This is a genomic window from Bacillus zhangzhouensis (assembly GCF_000715205.1).
In the GTDB taxonomy this organism is placed as follows: domain Bacteria; phylum Bacillota; class Bacilli; order Bacillales; family Bacillaceae; genus Bacillus; species Bacillus zhangzhouensis.
The window spans coordinates 121667-137665 of the sequence record NZ_JOTP01000006.1; the positions used below are offsets into that span (position 1 = coordinate 121667).

At 44.0% G+C, this 15999-nt stretch carries 15 protein-coding genes; 3 read left to right on the plus strand and 12 right to left on the minus strand.

Annotated features, from left to right (window positions below):
* Positions 1-79 precede the first annotated feature (79 nt).
* On the minus strand, positions 80-394 hold the full coding sequence (locus BA70_RS07450) for a YerC/YecD family TrpR-related protein (RefSeq protein WP_003214053.1): 315 nt from the start codon (positions 392-394) through the stop codon (positions 80-82).
* 554 nt (positions 395-948) lie between these two features.
* On the minus strand, positions 949-2691 hold the full coding sequence (locus tag BA70_RS07455) for an adenine deaminase C-terminal domain-containing protein (RefSeq protein WP_034320220.1): 1743 nt from the start codon (positions 2689-2691) through the stop codon (positions 949-951).
* Between the two features lie 125 nt (positions 2692-2816).
* On the opposite strand from BA70_RS07455, the gene BA70_RS07460 reads away from it, so the two are divergent.
* Positions 2817-3038 (plus strand): YgaP family membrane protein, encoded by a 222-nt coding sequence (locus BA70_RS07460; protein WP_034320223.1) that lies wholly within the window; start codon positions 2817-2819, stop codon positions 3036-3038.
* Between the two features lie 25 nt (positions 3039-3063).
* Here the strand turns inward: BA70_RS07460 and BA70_RS07465 are convergent, their stop codons facing one another.
* Genes BA70_RS07465 through BA70_RS07480 form a run of 4 tightly spaced genes read right to left on the minus strand, consistent with a single transcriptional unit; the run spans position 3064 to position 7048 of the window.
* Positions 3064-4329 (minus strand): peptidase, encoded by a 1266-nt coding sequence (locus tag BA70_RS07465; protein ID WP_034320226.1) that lies wholly within the window; start codon positions 4327-4329, stop codon positions 3064-3066.
* A gap of 14 nt (positions 4330-4343) precedes the next feature.
* Positions 4344-5009 (minus strand): 3-oxoacid CoA-transferase subunit B, encoded by a 666-nt coding sequence (locus BA70_RS07470; RefSeq protein ID WP_034320229.1) that lies wholly within the window; start codon positions 5007-5009, stop codon positions 4344-4346.
* Positions 4985-5671, minus strand: coding sequence for a CoA transferase subunit A (locus BA70_RS07475; protein ID WP_034320231.1), 687 nt, complete (start codon positions 5669-5671; stop codon positions 4985-4987). The genes BA70_RS07470 and BA70_RS07475 overlap by 25 nt, the downstream gene beginning before the upstream one ends.
* Positions 5672-5683: 12 nt before the next feature.
* Positions 5684-7048, minus strand: a complete 1365-nt coding sequence (locus BA70_RS07480; RefSeq protein ID WP_034320234.1) for an aspartate aminotransferase family protein — start codon at positions 7046-7048, stop codon at positions 5684-5686.
* Positions 7049-7239: 191 nt separating this feature from the next.
* On the opposite strand from BA70_RS07480, the gene BA70_RS07485 reads away from it, so the two are divergent.
* A complete protein-coding gene (locus BA70_RS07485; RefSeq protein WP_034320237.1) occupies positions 7240-8898 on the plus strand; it encodes a PucR family transcriptional regulator in 1659 nt (552 codons plus the stop codon).
* On the opposite strand, the gene ablB is transcribed toward BA70_RS07485, so the two are convergent.
* Together ablB and BA70_RS07495 are read right to left on the minus strand one after the other, a co-directional pair.
* Positions 8893-9738, minus strand: a complete 846-nt coding sequence (gene ablB / locus BA70_RS07490; protein WP_034320240.1) for a putative beta-lysine N-acetyltransferase — start codon at positions 9736-9738, stop codon at positions 8893-8895. The genes BA70_RS07485 and ablB overlap by 6 nt on opposite strands.
* Before the next feature lie 15 nt (positions 9739-9753).
* Positions 9754-9948, minus strand: coding sequence for a hypothetical protein (locus BA70_RS07495; RefSeq protein WP_034320243.1), 195 nt, complete (start codon positions 9946-9948; stop codon positions 9754-9756).
* Positions 9949-10276: 328 nt separating this feature from the next.
* On the opposite strand from BA70_RS07495, the gene BA70_RS07500 reads away from it, so the two are divergent.
* Positions 10277-11371 (plus strand): serine hydrolase domain-containing protein, encoded by a 1095-nt coding sequence (locus BA70_RS07500; RefSeq protein WP_034320245.1) that lies wholly within the window; start codon positions 10277-10279, stop codon positions 11369-11371.
* 96 nt (positions 11372-11467) lie between these two features.
* Here the strand turns inward: BA70_RS07500 and purD are convergent, their stop codons facing one another.
* The 4 genes from purD to purM are packed head-to-tail and all read right to left on the minus strand — an operon-like array spanning position 11468 to position 15915.
* Positions 11468-12742, minus strand: a complete 1275-nt coding sequence (gene purD / locus BA70_RS07505; RefSeq protein ID WP_034320248.1) for a phosphoribosylamine--glycine ligase — start codon at positions 12740-12742, stop codon at positions 11468-11470.
* A gap of 12 nt (positions 12743-12754) precedes the next feature.
* Positions 12755-14293 (minus strand): bifunctional phosphoribosylaminoimidazolecarboxamide formyltransferase/IMP cyclohydrolase, encoded by a 1539-nt coding sequence (gene purH / locus BA70_RS07510; RefSeq protein WP_034320251.1) that lies wholly within the window; start codon positions 14291-14293, stop codon positions 12755-12757.
* Positions 14294-14308: 15 nt separating this feature from the next.
* Complete coding sequence (purN, locus tag BA70_RS07515; RefSeq protein ID WP_034320253.1) at positions 14309-14878, minus strand: phosphoribosylglycinamide formyltransferase; 570 nt, start codon at positions 14876-14878, stop codon at positions 14309-14311.
* Complete coding sequence (gene purM, locus BA70_RS07520; protein WP_034320256.1) at positions 14875-15915, minus strand: phosphoribosylformylglycinamidine cyclo-ligase; 1041 nt, start codon at positions 15913-15915, stop codon at positions 14875-14877. Before purM ends, purN begins: the two co-directional genes overlap by 4 nt.
* Positions 15916-15999: the final 84 nt, after the last annotated feature.

Consider the following 15999-nt stretch of genomic DNA (forward strand, 5'->3'; position numbering starts at 1 on the left):
GTCTTTTCAGCACTCTTCATAAAAAAACTGTAAACAACTCCATTCTTGTTGAAAAGGATTGTTTACAGTGAAAACTGCTTTATTTTGTTTCGTCATTTGCCTGCTGTTCTGCTACGCGGTCAAGTGCCATCGTATAGGCATCATTTCCGTAGTTCAAGCAGCGCTTGACACGTGAGATGGTTGCTGTACTCGCACCTGTTTCCGTTTCGATTTTATGATACGTATTTCCCTCACGAAGCATACGCGCTACTTCAAGACGCTGTGATAATGATTGGATTTCATTGATGGTACACAAATCATCAAAAAATCGATAGCATTCTTCCAGGTCTTTAAGGGATAAGATGGAGTTGAATAATTGATCTAAGCTTTTGCCCCTTAATTTATCAATTTGCATCTTTATACATCTTCTCCTTTTCTATTGGCACACCACTTCGCACTACATTTTTCCGAGAAAGCGGTATCTTTCCTGACTCATTTTTTTCAACCTCAGCAATGAGCTTTGAACGAATCATGACAGGTTTGGTTCTACGCTGAAAATGCCGTCAGGTTCTTTCGTAAGCCGAAGCTTCTTTATCGTAAACAAATTCGACAAGTTTTGTCATATTTCTTGTACGACAATCTGACAAACTTGTTTGCTTCCGATATCTAGATCACTTCTGCACGATTAGGTCTGCCCAAAAAACAGTATGTGTGGAAAGCCCGGCGAGACAACAAACATGCGTCCCGCCTTGCTCGATCATTCAAAATATGTTGGTCGGCCAGCGTAACCGACAGATTCATTTTACAATTAGGGCACTTCACTCGTCATGTCAAAGCCCTCTGCTTTGTAGCATCTCCATATAAGATGATCTCACCTTATATGGCAGCAAAGAGATCCATTGCTCACTTCTGCCCTATAACAGCAGTCAGAAATGTGACAAAGATGATACAGCTCCACTCTGTTATATTTTAACGCATTATAGACGGAAAGAGTACAGTTTTTTTCATGACATCAAATATTCCTCTTGGTGTCACGCGAATATATGGCAAGTGTGTACTTTGGAAAAAGACGAGTGTATCAATTGGGCAGTCAAATGGATACCCGCGCTCAATGAGCAGCTCCCGTAACGTTTGCTCCTGCTGAAGAACAGTCTCAAACGGTTCAGCCGATGCACAGCCTGATAATTGCAGCGGTATTTCGTGCAAAATTTTCCCGTTCTCTGTGAGCACGATCCCCCCGCCGATCTCTTTCATTCGCTTATGAGCCAGCATCATATCATCTTTATTTTTCCCGATCACTAAAATATCACCTGTCGTTGAAAATGAGCTGACAAAGCCTTGCACTTTGTTTGCAAAACCTTTTAGCATTGTATTCACACGCCACTCGCCTTTTCGATCAATCAGGCTAAAGAAGCTTTGATCATGGTCACATGTCAGCTGGTTGACAGAGTTATCAATCTCCACTGTATATGGCTCCATGATGACGGCATTTCTCATTTTTACACCAAGAGGCATTGAGAATTGCAAATCGCTCATCGTCAGGTCATAGCCTAAGTCTAGTGGAACAAGCCCGCCATTTTCCCATTTTGTTTCTTTGAATTGATGCTGGTTCTCACCTTCTAATTTGAGAATAACGCCTTTAGAAATAACCGAATCAGGATTTGGGTTCATCGGATCATCTAAAATATTCAAAGAAGCCAATCGACCTGGTCCGACAACGCCTAACAAGTCATCAATTTGATAGTATTTCGCAATGTTAAATGTCGCCATATTGTACGCATCAATCGTGGGCACACCTTCTTCAAGGGCAATGGAAATTAAACGATTAATCATACCTTCCTCATAAAAATGAGGGGCAGCGCCATCAGTTGTATAGAAAAAGTGGTCATAGTGCCTAAAGTCACGCTCATGCAGTTCTCTTAAAATGGTCACTAAATCTGGGCGAATGGAAGAATGCCGCAGTGAGACATAGTAGCCAAGAGACAAGCGTTTTAGCACATCATCCGCATTCATTGCTTCATGATCACTATCTGCTCCAAACAGCTTCATTTTTGTTAGCGTTTTCTCAGAAGCTCCGGGAAAATGCCCTTCAATTCGTTTTCTCTGCTTCTTCGTTTCTTGCATGCAATATAAAATGAGATCATCACCGTCCATCAATCTTGGCCAGCTTGTTAATTCACCGCCTTGAAGGACGTCAGGATGATCAATCCATTCCTTGCGATAGTTGATCGGAAGCATTTCATCTTCATATCTGACTTCGGTTTGAAGATCGTATCTAGACCACCAAAAATACTGAAATGGCTGCTTTTTTAATTCACACAGAGTGGAAAGCGCTTTCTTTTCATTGCTCTGCAAAAGAAGAAATAAGTTATCGCTGACCATCGTTGTTGTGCCAAATTGAGACACATATTCTGCAAGTGATTGGGGATTATAAATATGGAACGGATGCGCGTGAGGCTCAATATACCCTGGCACAATGTATTTCCCTTCACAATCGATTACACGTTTAGTTGATTTATTTTGAGGAAGCTCTGCTCCGACATATACAATTCGATCATCATGTATCCAAATATTTGCCTTCACCCATTGCTTCAAAAACGGGTTTAGCACGAGTCCATTCGTTAAAAGGAGTGTTGGAACTATTTTTGAGTCGACTACATCGATTTGTGTGCGGATGTCATTGTTTCTCCAATTAAAAGTACGTTCGGACATTCACATACTCTCCTTCATTTGTATTAGCCCTATCGTAACATAACGAACCACGTTACGCATTAATGAAACGTTACAATTTCTTGAAATCACACTTAAAATAATTTAAAAAAGGAGATTCACCTTCAATGAAACCTAACCTTGGCTTAATGGAAGCGCTCATTAGAATTGCCTGCGGAATGACAATATGTACTGTGGCTGGGTCCTTGTATGCTAGAAAACCATGGAGTAAAATGCTGCTTTTCAGCATCATGTTTGGCGGTATGAAACTGGCATCTGGCATTCTTCGTTTTTGTCCAGTGACTTATATGTGTGAGCAGCAGGACACACATAAAGAGAAGGCTGAGTGAGACAGCCTTCTTTTTTGTGATCTCATCACTCCGCTACTTCACACCATTTCACCATCGTACCAGCAATAATTTCTGCTGCTTCGATCACATGCTCAATGTCGATGGATTCATTCGGATAATGGGCAAGCTCCGTTGTTCCAGGTCCGAACACAATGATCGGGATACCCGCCGCCTGTGACAGTAATCCGCCATCTGTTCCCCAAGGAGCGGCTTCAACCTTTGGCGGCTGCTTTAATACCTCTTCATATTGTTCCTTCAATAGACCTAGAAGCGGGTGATCCGCATCGATTGACCCTGGAAGCCACCTTGCACCAAACCATTCGACCTCTACAGGATGATCTTGGAACCATTCATCCTTTTCCCCGAGTCCTGCCATCCAGTTTTCTAGTTCCTTCTCTGCCTGCTCAACCGTCTCGCCCGGCATCACGCCGAGTCTACCTTCCATTGTGACAAGGTCTGCTACAGAGGACGGCCAATCACCGCCTTGAATTTTCCCAATGTTGATCGGGACCGGAATGGGGATATGCTGAAACAGCGGCTCGGTGATTCGCCGATTTCTTTCTTCTTCTAGTGCCGCTATATGTGAAAGGACAATGGTGCTTTTTTCAATAGCGGAGACGCCGTGATATCTTGTTCCGCCATGAGCGGCCCTTCCTTTCATATGCAGTCTGAACCACTTAGACCCCTGCTGAATCGGAAAGATTTTCATATGACTCGGTTCGGGAATGATGGCAGCATCTGCTGTATACCCTCTCAGTATCGATGCAAGTGTGCCTGCCCCGCCGCTTTCCTCTTCGACCACACTATGGAACACCACATCTCCTTTCAGCGGAATTTGAAGCGCATGCAGCGCCTCCAGTGCGAAGAGTAAAGAAACGTTCCCGCCTTTCATATCTGTTGCCCCGCGTCCATAAAGTCTCCCGTTTATGATATGCCCGCTGTATGGCGGATATGTCCATTGATTTGTATCTCCTTCTGGGACAACATCGACATGGCCATTTAATAAGATGGATTTGCCGTCCCCTTTCCCTTTCAATCGTCCAGCGACATTGGGACTTCCTTTAAAAGAACGGCGAGGGGAATAAAAATAAGGATGTTTCAGCAAGTCATCGCCGCCGATTTCCCATACGTCTACATCAAAGCCAATGGCTGACAGCTTATTTGCCACGATTTGCTGTACTTCTTGTTCATTTCCTTGGGTACTGTCACATTGCACCATTTGCTTTAGAAGCGTAATGGCTTCATCCTGGTGCTCTCTCATCCAGCTTCTGATACGTGTAATTGGCTGCAAGTCGGTCATCCTTTCTATACAACAGATTTGACATCAGGCGCTAAAATGAGGGGTGCCTCCGTCGCCCTCATGACATCTTCCGGCTGAAACGGCGGCATGACTTCACGTAAAATGAGCAGCTGCGACTTGACCTCAATGACCGCCATATCCGTGATAATCAAATCCACACAAGATTTAGCGGTTAAGGGCAGCGTACAGGCCGATTTCACCTTTGATTGTCCGTGTTTATCAAGGTGGCTCATCACCACCACAACCTTTTTCGCTTTTTGCGCCAGCTCAATTGCTCCGCCCATTCCAGGTACTCTTTTACCTGGCACAATCCAATTCGCAAGGTCACCCTGACTACTTACTTCAAGTGCACCTAAAATCGTCATATCCAGCATGCCTTTTCGAATGATGCCAAAAGCAGTCGTGCTGTCCATGTATGAGCCGCCTTTTGTTAACGTAATGGGGAAACCGCCGGCATTACACAAATTCGGATCTTCTTCACCTTGCACAGGGGAAGCCCCTGCCCCCATAATGCCGTTTTCTGCATGCAGCCACACCCGGTAATGCGCTGGGATGTACTCGGCCGCAAGGGTCGGGATGCCGATCCCAAGATTCACGATCATGCCATCTTCAATTTCCTGCGCCGCTCGTTTGGCAATGCGGTGTCTTAAATCGATGTCTCCCATGCCCATGTCCAGTTCACTCCTTTTGATTGCACGATTTGGTTTACAAATACACCTGGTGTTACGATTTCTTCTGGGTGAAGCCCGCCAACCGGCACAATCTCTTCTACTTCCGCAATGGTCCAGTCTCCTGCCATCGCTACAATCGGATTTGTATTCCGTGCACTTTTATCAAAAATTAAATTTCCTGCTTCATCTGCTTTGAAGGCATTCACGATGGCAACATCCGCTGTCAGCGCAGGCTCAAGAATATAATTCTTTCCATTGAGTGGAACCAATTGTTTCTCATCGAGATTCAGGCTATCCATGCCGACATCTGTCACAATGCCCGCTAGCCCCATCCCGCCTGCTCTGATCTTTTCTGCTAGGATGCCCTGCGGGTAAAAGAGAACGTCTAATGTACCTGCCTGCATTTTCTGCCCGGCAATGGGATTTGAACCAATATGAGAAGCAATGATTTTCTTGACTCTCCCTTCTGTGATGAGCCGGCCAACACCAATTTGCGGGAAGCCTGCATCATTTCCGATCAATGTCAGTTCATTGATATTTGCTTCTAAAATGGCATCTATCAATGATGGCGGAGAACCCACGCCGCCAAACCCGCCAAACATGATGGTCATACCATCTTTAAATCGCGTGATCACTTCATCAAAGCTCGCTGTTTTGTTCATATTCTTTCCTCCCTACATAGCAGATGGGAAAAACCCTCGATTGATGACTTCTTGTTCGACCTGCGTGATGGTCTGCCCGAATAGATGAATGAGTTCATCCATCTCCTGCTGCGTAATAGAAAGCGGCGGTGCAATCATGACAGCTGCACCTCCCACTCCATCCTCTCCAGCGCTTGCTGGATAAACGAGTAATCCATTTTGCTTTGCCGTCTCAACGACTAGATTGGTCATCTGTGCATGTGGAGGAAATGGTGTTTTGGATAATCGATCTGCGACAAACTCAATGCCTATCAGCAGTCCCTTTCCTCTCACTTCTCCGATGATGGAATGGTTTGTTTGCAAATCCTTTAAGGCATTCATTAAATATCGACCGGACAGGTCAGCTCGTTCAGGAAGCTGATGTTTTTTCAAATATCGAATGACAGCCAGTGAGACGGCTGCTGAAAGCGGATTGGCACTATACGTGTGACCTGACATCACAGACCCTGACCCACTGAGAATCGGTGCGATTACGTGGTCTGCTGATACGGTTGCCGCAATCGGTGAATAGCCGGCACTCATTCCTTTCCCGAGAACCATGATATCTGGTACGACGCCCCAGTGCTCCATGGCAAACATTTTCCCAGTTCGTCCAAAGCCTGTCATGACTTCATCTGCAATCATTAAAATGTCGTTTTCCTCACAGACTCGCTTCATCGCCTCAAAATATCCGTCTGGCGGCACAAGTGCCGCTCCCGCTGCTCCAACAATTGGCTCTGCAATAAAGGCTGCAATCCTCTCTTTTCCTATACGCTGGATGACGGTTTTAAATTCCTGAACATACCACTCGACCTGTTTGCTTTCTTCTTTTGGCAGCCATGACCGATAGCTATACGGCGGAGACAGCACCGGGTGTTTTTCAAGCAGTGGTTCAAAGCGTTCTCTTCTTGCAATATGACCTGACATTGACAGCGCACCAAGCGTGATGCCGTGATAACTCATCCATCTTGATATGATGTGATTCTTTTCAGTCTTTCCCTGCTCCTGCCAATGCTGTATCGCGATTTTCATCGCTGTCTCTGTTGCCTCTGATCCGCTTCCTACAAAAAAAGACCAGTTCAGATTGCCTGGGCAAAGCGTACTCAATTCATAGGCAAGTTCTTCCGCTGGTTCATTTGTGAATTGTGACCTGTACGTAAAGCTCACTTTTTTTGCTTGTTCTGTCATGGCATCAATGATGTCTTGTATGCCATGTCCAATACTCGCCGTGACTGCACCCGATGAACCATCTACATATTTTTTTCCGTCCCGATCATATAAATAAATCCCCTCTCCTTTCACAGCCACAGGATAATCCTGATTCAACATCGGTTTGATTAAGTAATTCCGAGTCTCCACTTTGCCATTCCTCCCTCTCTCGTCAGCAGCTGCATCTTTCTTTTCACATGAATCGCAAGAAAATTTTGTATACTTGTTATAAGATTAGCTTAATCAAGAGGGCAGTCATCCTCCATTCGCCACATGCCCGAATTTCACACACATTTTTTATACATCGTGTATAAAAGTGTTCAAAAGGAGGTCATGAGTCTATGGCGATTCTCGTCAAAGACGCACTCTCGCTCGATATGATGAAGGAAACAAAACTGCTTGCTGGAGAAAATGGACTGGATCGCCTCATTCAGTGGGTAACCATCGTGGAAATTATTGAGGACACTTCCAGGGTTTCAGAAGGGGAACTACTCGTCACAACCGGATTTGGGCTTGCAGAAAATAAGGAAAGACGCATACGGCTTGAAAAATTGATTCAATCTCATCGTCTATCAGCCATTGCGATTTATAAAGGCGTGTACTTAACGGAGATCCCAGCATCACTGATTCAAGCGGCCAAAAGCAGCGGCATTCCGCTTATTGAGATTCCTTCACATGTCAATTTCTCAGACATTACAAAAGCCATCCTAGAGCAAATCGTCAGCAGTCAGCTCCATCAACTCAAATATTCTTCAGCGATTCATCAAAGACTGACCCAATTAAATGTGAGCAATAAAAATGTGACGCAAATTACGGATGAGCTGGCACATCTCACTATGGCGAACATCGTCGTGCTCGATGTCTTTTTGCATCAAAAAGCGGCTCATCTTGTAAAGGATGAAGTGACGTATTCTCCTGCCTTTGGCTTTCTGACAGATCGTGAACCAATTGAAACAACATCTCTTCTTAAGCAGGCAGAGGAGAAAGGGCGGCTCGTCTATGACACGTGCGGTGCGTTTGTCCTCGCTGCATGCCCAGTGATTGCGATGGGCGATATTTTCGGGTTTATTGTGTCTTTAAAGAAAAAGGAGGCGTGGCATCATCTCGATGCGATTGCCATTGAGCATGCCGGGGCGGTGTATGCGATTGAATGGCTAAAACAAAAGGCCATCCAAGATACAGAAAATCAAATGCAGGGTCATTTGTTAGATGATATGTTGCAGCAGCAATACACAGAAGAAAGCTATGTGATCGAACAAGCAAGAAAGCTTCAATATGATATGAGTGATGAACAAGTTGTCATCTACTTTCAATTTCAGCATCAGCACACACAGCTCGATCATCAGATGGTGCAGCGCCTATCTCAATTACTCACATCGATATTTGAACGCAGACATATTCCTTTTTTACTAAAGGCAAGGCTTGATTCCGTTTTTGTGCTGACACCAGCGGGAAAGAAAGCATTTCAAGAAACGGAGTGGTATGGCGCATCAGAGGAATGCCGGAGCACTTGGTCTTATTTTTTCCCCGTCCATCCGATTGTGATTGGCATTGGGAGAGCCTATGACCAGATCATTCTGTTTGCAAAAAGTGCAAAGGAAGCCCAGTATGCAGCAAGGCTTCTTCCTCTTCTAAAGACAGACGAGAGCATCATTCATTATCAGAAGCTCGGCTTATATGGCATGCTCCTTGAAATGAACGAAGCCGGAATGAATTTGCACGATTTTTACGTGGAGCTGTTAAGCCCATTGCTTTATACGAAAAAACAAGGGGCTGATCTGATCCATACACTCGAAGTGTATTTAGCACACAATGAAAATATTCAAAAATCTGCGGGGGAATTGTTTATTCACCGGCATACATTAAGCTATCGATTGAAACAAATTGAAACAAGAACAGGCTGTAGCCTCAAATCCACTGATGATCGGATGAAGCTGCAGCTAAGTATTATGGCGTACCGCCTATCTGGCCTGCTTGATCAGATGAGAACCATTTCATGATTCATTCGGCGTTTTCACCCATAGATTCATATCTTCAATTTTATCGAAAATATAGCAGTTGTTTTGGAAGCGCCCGGTATACGTATACCCAAGCTGATAAAACACTTGATTCATTCCGTAGGAAAGTGCACGTGCAAGAGAATAAAAGACATAGATATGCATCGACTGGAGTTCTTTTTCGAGTGCTAGAATCAAATGATGCATGAATCCTAGTTTTCTGTATGTTGGAAGGGTCGCACAATCTGTTAATTCCGCATGTCCATACGGTGCATTGATTTCGGCGGATGCCGCACTCACAATGTGTCCGTCATGTTCAATGGCATAAAAAATAGTCCCTTCCTCCATCGCCTTTTGGATGTAATCTGGCTCGTTCATGGGCGTGGGATACGTTTCAAAGACAGTATCATAGAGCTTTGCCAGCTTGTGCACATCCTCTGGACCGGCTTTCCTCATCACATACTCATCCTGCCATGCGATTTGATCTTTTTTCACTCGCTTCGCTTGAATAGACGCAACCATTTCATCTTCCTTCAGCCAATAGAGGCTGTTCATCCGATCTTCCGTCAGAAAAAGCGACATTCCATACGCATCACTTCCCAGGAAATAATGAGAAAACACCCCTTCAAGTCGAAAGCCTTTCTCTAAGAAAAGAGACATATGCTCACGCCTTACTTTTACAATGACCTTAGAAGCCTTACAGTCCGCTGCTTCCTGAAGAACGGACTGAATCACATCCCGCACCCTGCCGCTATAGTCATCCAAACGAATTCGCTCATTAAATGAATCAATACAGATCAAGGCAGAAAAACGTTCGTTTGCAAGTTTCTTCAATTGCACCATACACTCATTCCTCTCTTAGCTAATGAAAAACTTCCAAATTAAAAATGAAGAAATAGCAATGCCAGAAGAAATTGAAATGATCATATAACTAATGGCTAAGCCTTTTTTCAATTTATTCTGCTTAATGGCAATCAACATGACGTTATTTATGGCTATGAGAAATAAAATAAGCATGACTAATACACCAATGATATATGTTTTAATAACCACGTTTTAACCACCATTCATTTCCTTTTATCTCATTGTATCCCTTTATTTACTTTGTTGAAAGAGTGTGATCGCTTCTTTTGTTTTATAATGAAGAAGAAATATCATATGTAGCGCTCTCAGACAGCACATCGTTGTGATCCTTTTTACATATGGATCTTGTAGGCAACAGTCGCTAGTGATATGTAAACGCTTCAACAAGGGCATTCTTTGACAGGTGTACCCAACCTGCTTCTATAGAAGTCGAATGACCCGTTACATCATATGGGTAAAGATACGAGTACTGCTGCACTTTGATACAAAAAGGCTGAAAATAGAAGGAGATGGTCGAATGGGTTCGATAAATGTCCAAAGAGAGATTGAACAATTATTCAAGAAGAAAGTAGAAAAAGATTCAAACATTCATAATGCGTATTTACTTGTTCATTCAGAAAAGCTTGATGCTGACATCCGTCTAGCTACTGGCAATGATGCAATACATCCCGAACAGCCTTATTATATCGCAAGTGTGAGCAAATTGTTTACCGCTGTTCTCTTCGGACAGTTAGTTGAACAGGGCCGATGTTCATACGATGATCCCATCTCGCGATACATACAAGCAGATGTGTTAGAAAATCTGCACATATATAAAGGCAAAGATTATACGAACGAAATAAAAATCAAGCATTTATTAAATCACACCTCTGGTTTACATGACTTCTTAGAGGATAAGCCGTTACATGGCAAGTCTATGATTGAACAGATACTAGAAAATCCCGAAAAAGAATGGACGCCAATCGAAGTACTTAATTGGGCGAAGGAACATATGAACTCTCATTTCCCTCCCGAAAAAGGCTTCCATTATTCCGATACAGGATACCATCTCTTAGGACTCATCCTTGAACACATCACGAACATGCCCTATCATGAGCAGCTCAAACGCCATATTTTTGACCCATTAGGCATGGTTCATTCACATTACATTCGGATGGAACCATTAGAAAAAAATCCATTTGACATAGCGAAATTGTCTGTTCGTCATACAGACATTACGCATTATCAAAGTATGAGCTTTGTATTTGCTGGTGGCGGCATCGTCTCTACTACAAGTGACCTGTTCAAATTCCTAAAAGCACTCGTTCACCATCAACTGTTAAAGAAAGAGACCATGGACCAAATGAAAAGTGATCCAGGGAAGTTCACTTTAGGAATTGATTATGGATATGGCGTGATGAATATAAAAACGGTGCCAATCTTCATGCCAGCCAAATTAAATTCTTGGGGGAATGCAGGTTCAACCGGCTCATTTATGTTTTATCACCCTGCAACAGAGGCCTATCTCATTGGAACCTTTAATCATTTTGGATACGGTTCGAAAGGAATGAGGTTCATGCTCCAATTAATCGATAAACTGCAAAAAGCTCACAAAAAGCAAGAACACCCTTAAAAACAAAACGAAAAAACACCTTCGAATTGCAGTAGATGACTTCTCTACACACAAACTAAAGGTGTTTTTTCTATACACTTATGGCAGAATGCTCGCTTACAAAGCTTTCCCCGCTGCCTTCAGCGCACGGGCGCCAATGTCACGGCGATAAAATAGCCCTGGTTGAATGATTTCTTCAACCGCTTCATACACTCTTGATCTTGCCGCTTCAAATGTGTCGTCAAATGCAGTCACATTCGCTACACGGCCACCATTTGTGACGAATTGATCGTTTTCCTTTTTTGTTCCTGCGTGGAAGGTTACAACATCAGACACAGTCGTTTGCAAAGCACCGATTGGTGTGCCTTTTGCGTAGTCCTCCGGGTACCCTTCTGATGCAAGAACCACACTGACAGCCGCAGTGTCTTTCCACTGTAAGTCCACATCTTTTCCATCTAGAATATCGAGGAATACTTGAACTAAATCTGATTCTAGACGAGGGAGAACAACCTGCGTTTCAGGATCGCCAAAGCGTGCATTAAATTCAATGACCTTTGAGCCTTCTGGTGTTAGCATTAAGCCTGCATATAAAATGCCTGTAAACGGACGTTCTTCCTGCACCATCGCACGAGCCGCCGGCTTCACCACTTCTTCCACCGCTTTTTGCACCACTTCATCTGAAATTTGCGGAACCGGTGAATAAGCCCCCATACCGCCCGTGTTCGGCCCTTTGTCATCTTCAAAAGCCCGTTTGTGATCCTGTGCGATCACCATTGGGTACACCTTTTCTCCATTGACAAAAGCCATCAGAGAAAATTCTTCCCCTGTTAAAAATTCCTCAATCACAACAGATGCACTCGCATCACCAAACTTTTCATCCTCTAAAAAGTCATGTAGGCAGTCGATCGCCTCTTCAAGTGTCATGGCGACTGTCACGCCTTTTCCTGCTGCGAGACCGTCTGCTTTAATCACAATCGGCGCACCCTTTTCTTCCACATATGCTTTTGCTTCTTCAAACGATGTGAAGGTGGCGTAAGCAGCTGTCGGGATATCGTAATTTTTCATTAAGTCCTTTGCGAATTCCTTTGAGCCTTCAATGACCGCAGCTTTTGCATTTGGTCCAAATACCTTTAGACCTGCTTCTTCAAATGCATCAACCACACCTGCAATTAAAGGAACCTCTGGACCGACAATTGTTAAACCGATCTCGTTTTCTTTTGCAAAATGAATTAACGCCTCATGATCGCCTTCGTCAATCGGTACAAGCTTTGCAGCGTCTGTCATTCCATCATTGCCGGGTGCGACAAATACTTGGCTGACAAGTTCACTTTGATTCACTTTCCATGCGATGGTATGCTCTCTTCCGCCTCTGCCGATAATTAATACGTTCACACTGTCATCCCCTTAATGTTTGAAATGTCTAACGCCAGTGAAGACCATGGCAATGCCGTATTCATCTGCCTTTTGAATCGATTCTTCATCACGAATCGATCCGCCTGGCTGAATGATCGCTGTTACGCCTGCCTTTGCAGCAGCTTCCACTGTATCGCCCATTGGGAAAAATGCATCAGAACCTAGTGCACTGCCTTTTGCCTTTTCACCTGCTTGCTCAATGGCAATGTTAGCCGAGCCGACACGGTTCATTTGACCAGCACCAATACCTGCTGTCATTTGATCCTTCGCAAGGACAATCGCATTTGATTTCACATGCTTGACCACTTTCCATGCAAGCTTTAAATCTTTCCATTCGTCTTCTGTTGGTTCTCTTTTCGTCGGAATGGAGATCGTTGCTTCGTCTAAGCCGTAAGTATCGATATCCTGAACGAGTAGTCCGCCATGTACACTAGTTAGCTGCTTTTCTTTCTTCGCGTGATCAGCTTCGACATCGAGTGTTAATAGACGAAGGTTCTTTTTCGCTGTTAACACCTCAAGTGCTTCTTGGCTAAATGATGGTGCGATGACAATTTCTAAGAAAATCGTATGAAGCACTTCAGCTGTTTGTTTGTCTACTTCACGGTTGAGCGCAACAATGCCACCAAAAATAGATGTTTCATCTGCTTTGAATGCACGGTCAAAGGCTTCTGCAATGTTTTCTCCTGTACCGACGCCACATGGGTTCATGTGCTTCACAGCGACAGCTGCTGGCTCCGTAAATTCACGTACGATTTGGAGAGCGGCATCAGCATCTTTGATATTGTTGTAGGAAAGTTCTTTTCCATGTAATTGTGTCGCTGTTGCCAATGAGCCTTTGCTTGGAAGAGCATTTTCATAGAAAGTAGCCGCTTGGTGCGGGTTTTCTCCATAACGGAGGGATTGTTTTTTCTCAAACGTGACGGTGAACTGCTCTGGCTCCGTTTCGCCAACATAGTTCGTTAAATAATCCGCAATGAGGGCATCGTAAGCAGCTGTATGACGGAATACCTTTGCCGCAAGCTGACGTTTTTTCTCTAGCGACACGCCGCCTTCTTTGATTTGCTGAACGACTGAATCATAATCACGAGGGTCCACTATGACTGTTACGTCCTGATGGTTTTTAGAAGCGGCACGAAGCATGCCCGGTCCGCCAATATCAATGTTTTCAATCGCTTCTTCATACGTCACATCGTCTTTTAAGATTGTCTCTTTGAATGGATAGAGATTCACGACCACAAGATCAATCGGCTGAATGCCGTGCTTTTCAATCTGTGCCATGTGCTCATCGTTTTCTCTCACTGCCAATAGTCCACCATGAATGTTTGGATGAAGTGTTTTGAGTCGTCCGTCCATGATTTCTGGGAATCCAGTCACTTCAGAAATACCAATCACATCAATGCCGTTCTCTTGAAGAAGCTTGTGTGTACCTCCAGTTGAAATCACTTCAACACCAAGTTCTGTTAATGCTTTCACAAAAGGTACAAGATTCGTTTTATCGGAAACACTGATTAATGCGCGTTTGATCGTCATGCCTTTGTCACCTCATTAAGATAATTCTAAAAGTGATTTGATCACTTTTGGATATAGTGTGTGTTCTAGTTCATGCATTCTTTTTTCAATTGATTCAAGGTTTTCGCCTTGTTCTATATGGATCGCTGCTTGGTCAATAATCGGGCCCGTATCCATGCCTTCGTCAACATAATGGACGGTGATGCCTGCCACTTTGACTCCTGCTTGATAGGCTTGTCCAATGGCATCAAGCCCTGGGAATGCTGGCAGCAAGGATGGGTGGATATTCACGATTTTCCCTCTGAATGCTTCAAGTAATGTCGGGCCAATTAATCTCATATACCCAGCGAGGAAAATCCATTCCACTTCATGTAGTTTCAGTTGTTCAATAATGGTTTGTTCAAAAGCGGCTTTGCTTGGAAAAGCCTTCGGCGTAAAAGCGAATGAGGGAATGCCCTCTTTCTCCGCTCTCTCTAGCACCTTCGCACCTGGCTTATCACAAATCACAATGGCAGCCTCTGCCTGCCACTGTTCTTCTTTTAACGTATCAATAATGGCCTGAAAGTTCGTCCCGCTTCCAGAGGCGAAGATCGCAAACTTCTTCATGAGAGGCTTCCACCGCCGAATGTGACACCTTCTCCTTTTTGAACACGCCCGATGAGAAATGCTTTTTCTCCGTCTTGTTCAAGTCCGCTGATCACATCAACTAAACGATCCTCTTTTACAGCTAAGACAAAGCCAATGCCCATATTAAACACATTAAACATCTCTTCTGACTTCAACAGTCCTTTTTCTTGAATGAAGGAGAAAATAGGCGGTACTGGCCATGAGCCGTTATCAATTTCAACGCCAAGTCCTTCAGGCAGCATACGTGGTAAATTTTCAATAAAACCGCCGCCCGTCACATGTGCCATGCCGTCAATTTTACCGGCTTTCACTTGTTTGAGCACAGGCTTCACATAAATTCTCGTCGGTTCAAGCAGCTCTTCTCCGAGCGGTCTTGTAAAAGGTGCATACGTTTGATGAAGGTCAAGACCAGCGTCTTCCAGCAATACTTTACGTACAAGAGAATAGCCATTGCTATGAATTCCGCTTGAGCTGAGTCCGATGAGCAAATGTCCCTCTTTGATACTGTCTCCTGTCACGATTTCATCCTTTTCAACGACGCCTACAGAAAAACCAGCAATATCATATTCATCTTCTGTGTAAAGACCTGGCATTTCTGCTGTCTCTCCGCCGACAAGCGCCGAACCTGATTGCTCACAGCCGTCAGCCACCCCTTTGACAATGGATTCAATTTTCAAAGGATCTGCTTTTCCGACAGCTAAATAATCTAAGAAAAAGAGCGGCTCTGCTCCTTGTGCCAGCACATCATTGACACACATAGCGACGGCATCTACACCGATTGTATCGTGCTTATCCATTAAAAAAGCGAGCTTTAATTTTGTGCCAACACCATCTGTTCCTGAGACAAGAACAGGCTTTTTGTATGACAGCTCAGATAAATCAAACATACCGCCAAATCCGCCTAGAGCACCCATGACTCCTGCTCTTTTTGTACGTTCTACGTGTGTTTTCATTCGCTTGACGGCTTCGTATCCTGCTTCGATGTCGACACCGGCGTTTTTATATGCTTCTGACATCCCATTCACTCCTTTTATCTGCTTTTCTTCCATGTATTTTCGGCAGAATGAAAGAGCAGCATATCAAATCATCTTGACTGCTGC

What these genes read in the sequence shown, in the direction of transcription:
- BA70_RS07450 (WP_003214053.1), bottom strand. Translation starts at nt 394, where the DNA reads ATGCAAATTGATAAATTAAGGGGCAAAAGCTTAGATCAATTATTCAAC.
- BA70_RS07455 (WP_034320220.1), bottom strand. Translation starts at nt 2,691, where the DNA reads ATGTCCGAACGTACTTTTAATTGGAGAAACAATGACATCCGCACACAA.
- BA70_RS07460 (WP_034320223.1), top strand. Translation starts at nt 2,817, where the DNA reads ATGAAACCTAACCTTGGCTTAATGGAAGCGCTCATTAGAATTGCCTGC.
- BA70_RS07470 (WP_034320229.1), bottom strand. Translation starts at nt 5,009, where the DNA reads ATGGGCATGGGAGACATCGATTTAAGACACCGCATTGCCAAACGAGCG.
- BA70_RS07475 (WP_034320231.1), bottom strand. Translation starts at nt 5,671, where the DNA reads ATGAACAAAACAGCGAGCTTTGATGAAGTGATCACGCGATTTAAAGAT.
- BA70_RS07485 (WP_034320237.1), top strand. Translation starts at nt 7,240, where the DNA reads ATGGCGATTCTCGTCAAAGACGCACTCTCGCTCGATATGATGAAGGAA.
- ablB (WP_034320240.1), bottom strand. Translation starts at nt 9,738, where the DNA reads ATGGTGCAATTGAAGAAACTTGCAAACGAACGTTTTTCTGCCTTGATC.
- BA70_RS07500 (WP_034320245.1), top strand. Translation starts at nt 10,277, where the DNA reads ATGGGTTCGATAAATGTCCAAAGAGAGATTGAACAATTATTCAAGAAG.
- purH (WP_034320251.1), bottom strand. Translation starts at nt 14,293, where the DNA reads ATGACGATCAAACGCGCATTAATCAGTGTTTCCGATAAAACGAATCTT.
- purN (WP_034320253.1), bottom strand. Translation starts at nt 14,878, where the DNA reads ATGAAGAAGTTTGCGATCTTCGCCTCTGGAAGCGGGACGAACTTTCAG.
- purM (WP_034320256.1), bottom strand. Translation starts at nt 15,915, where the DNA reads ATGTCAGAAGCATATAAAAACGCCGGTGTCGACATCGAAGCAGGATAC.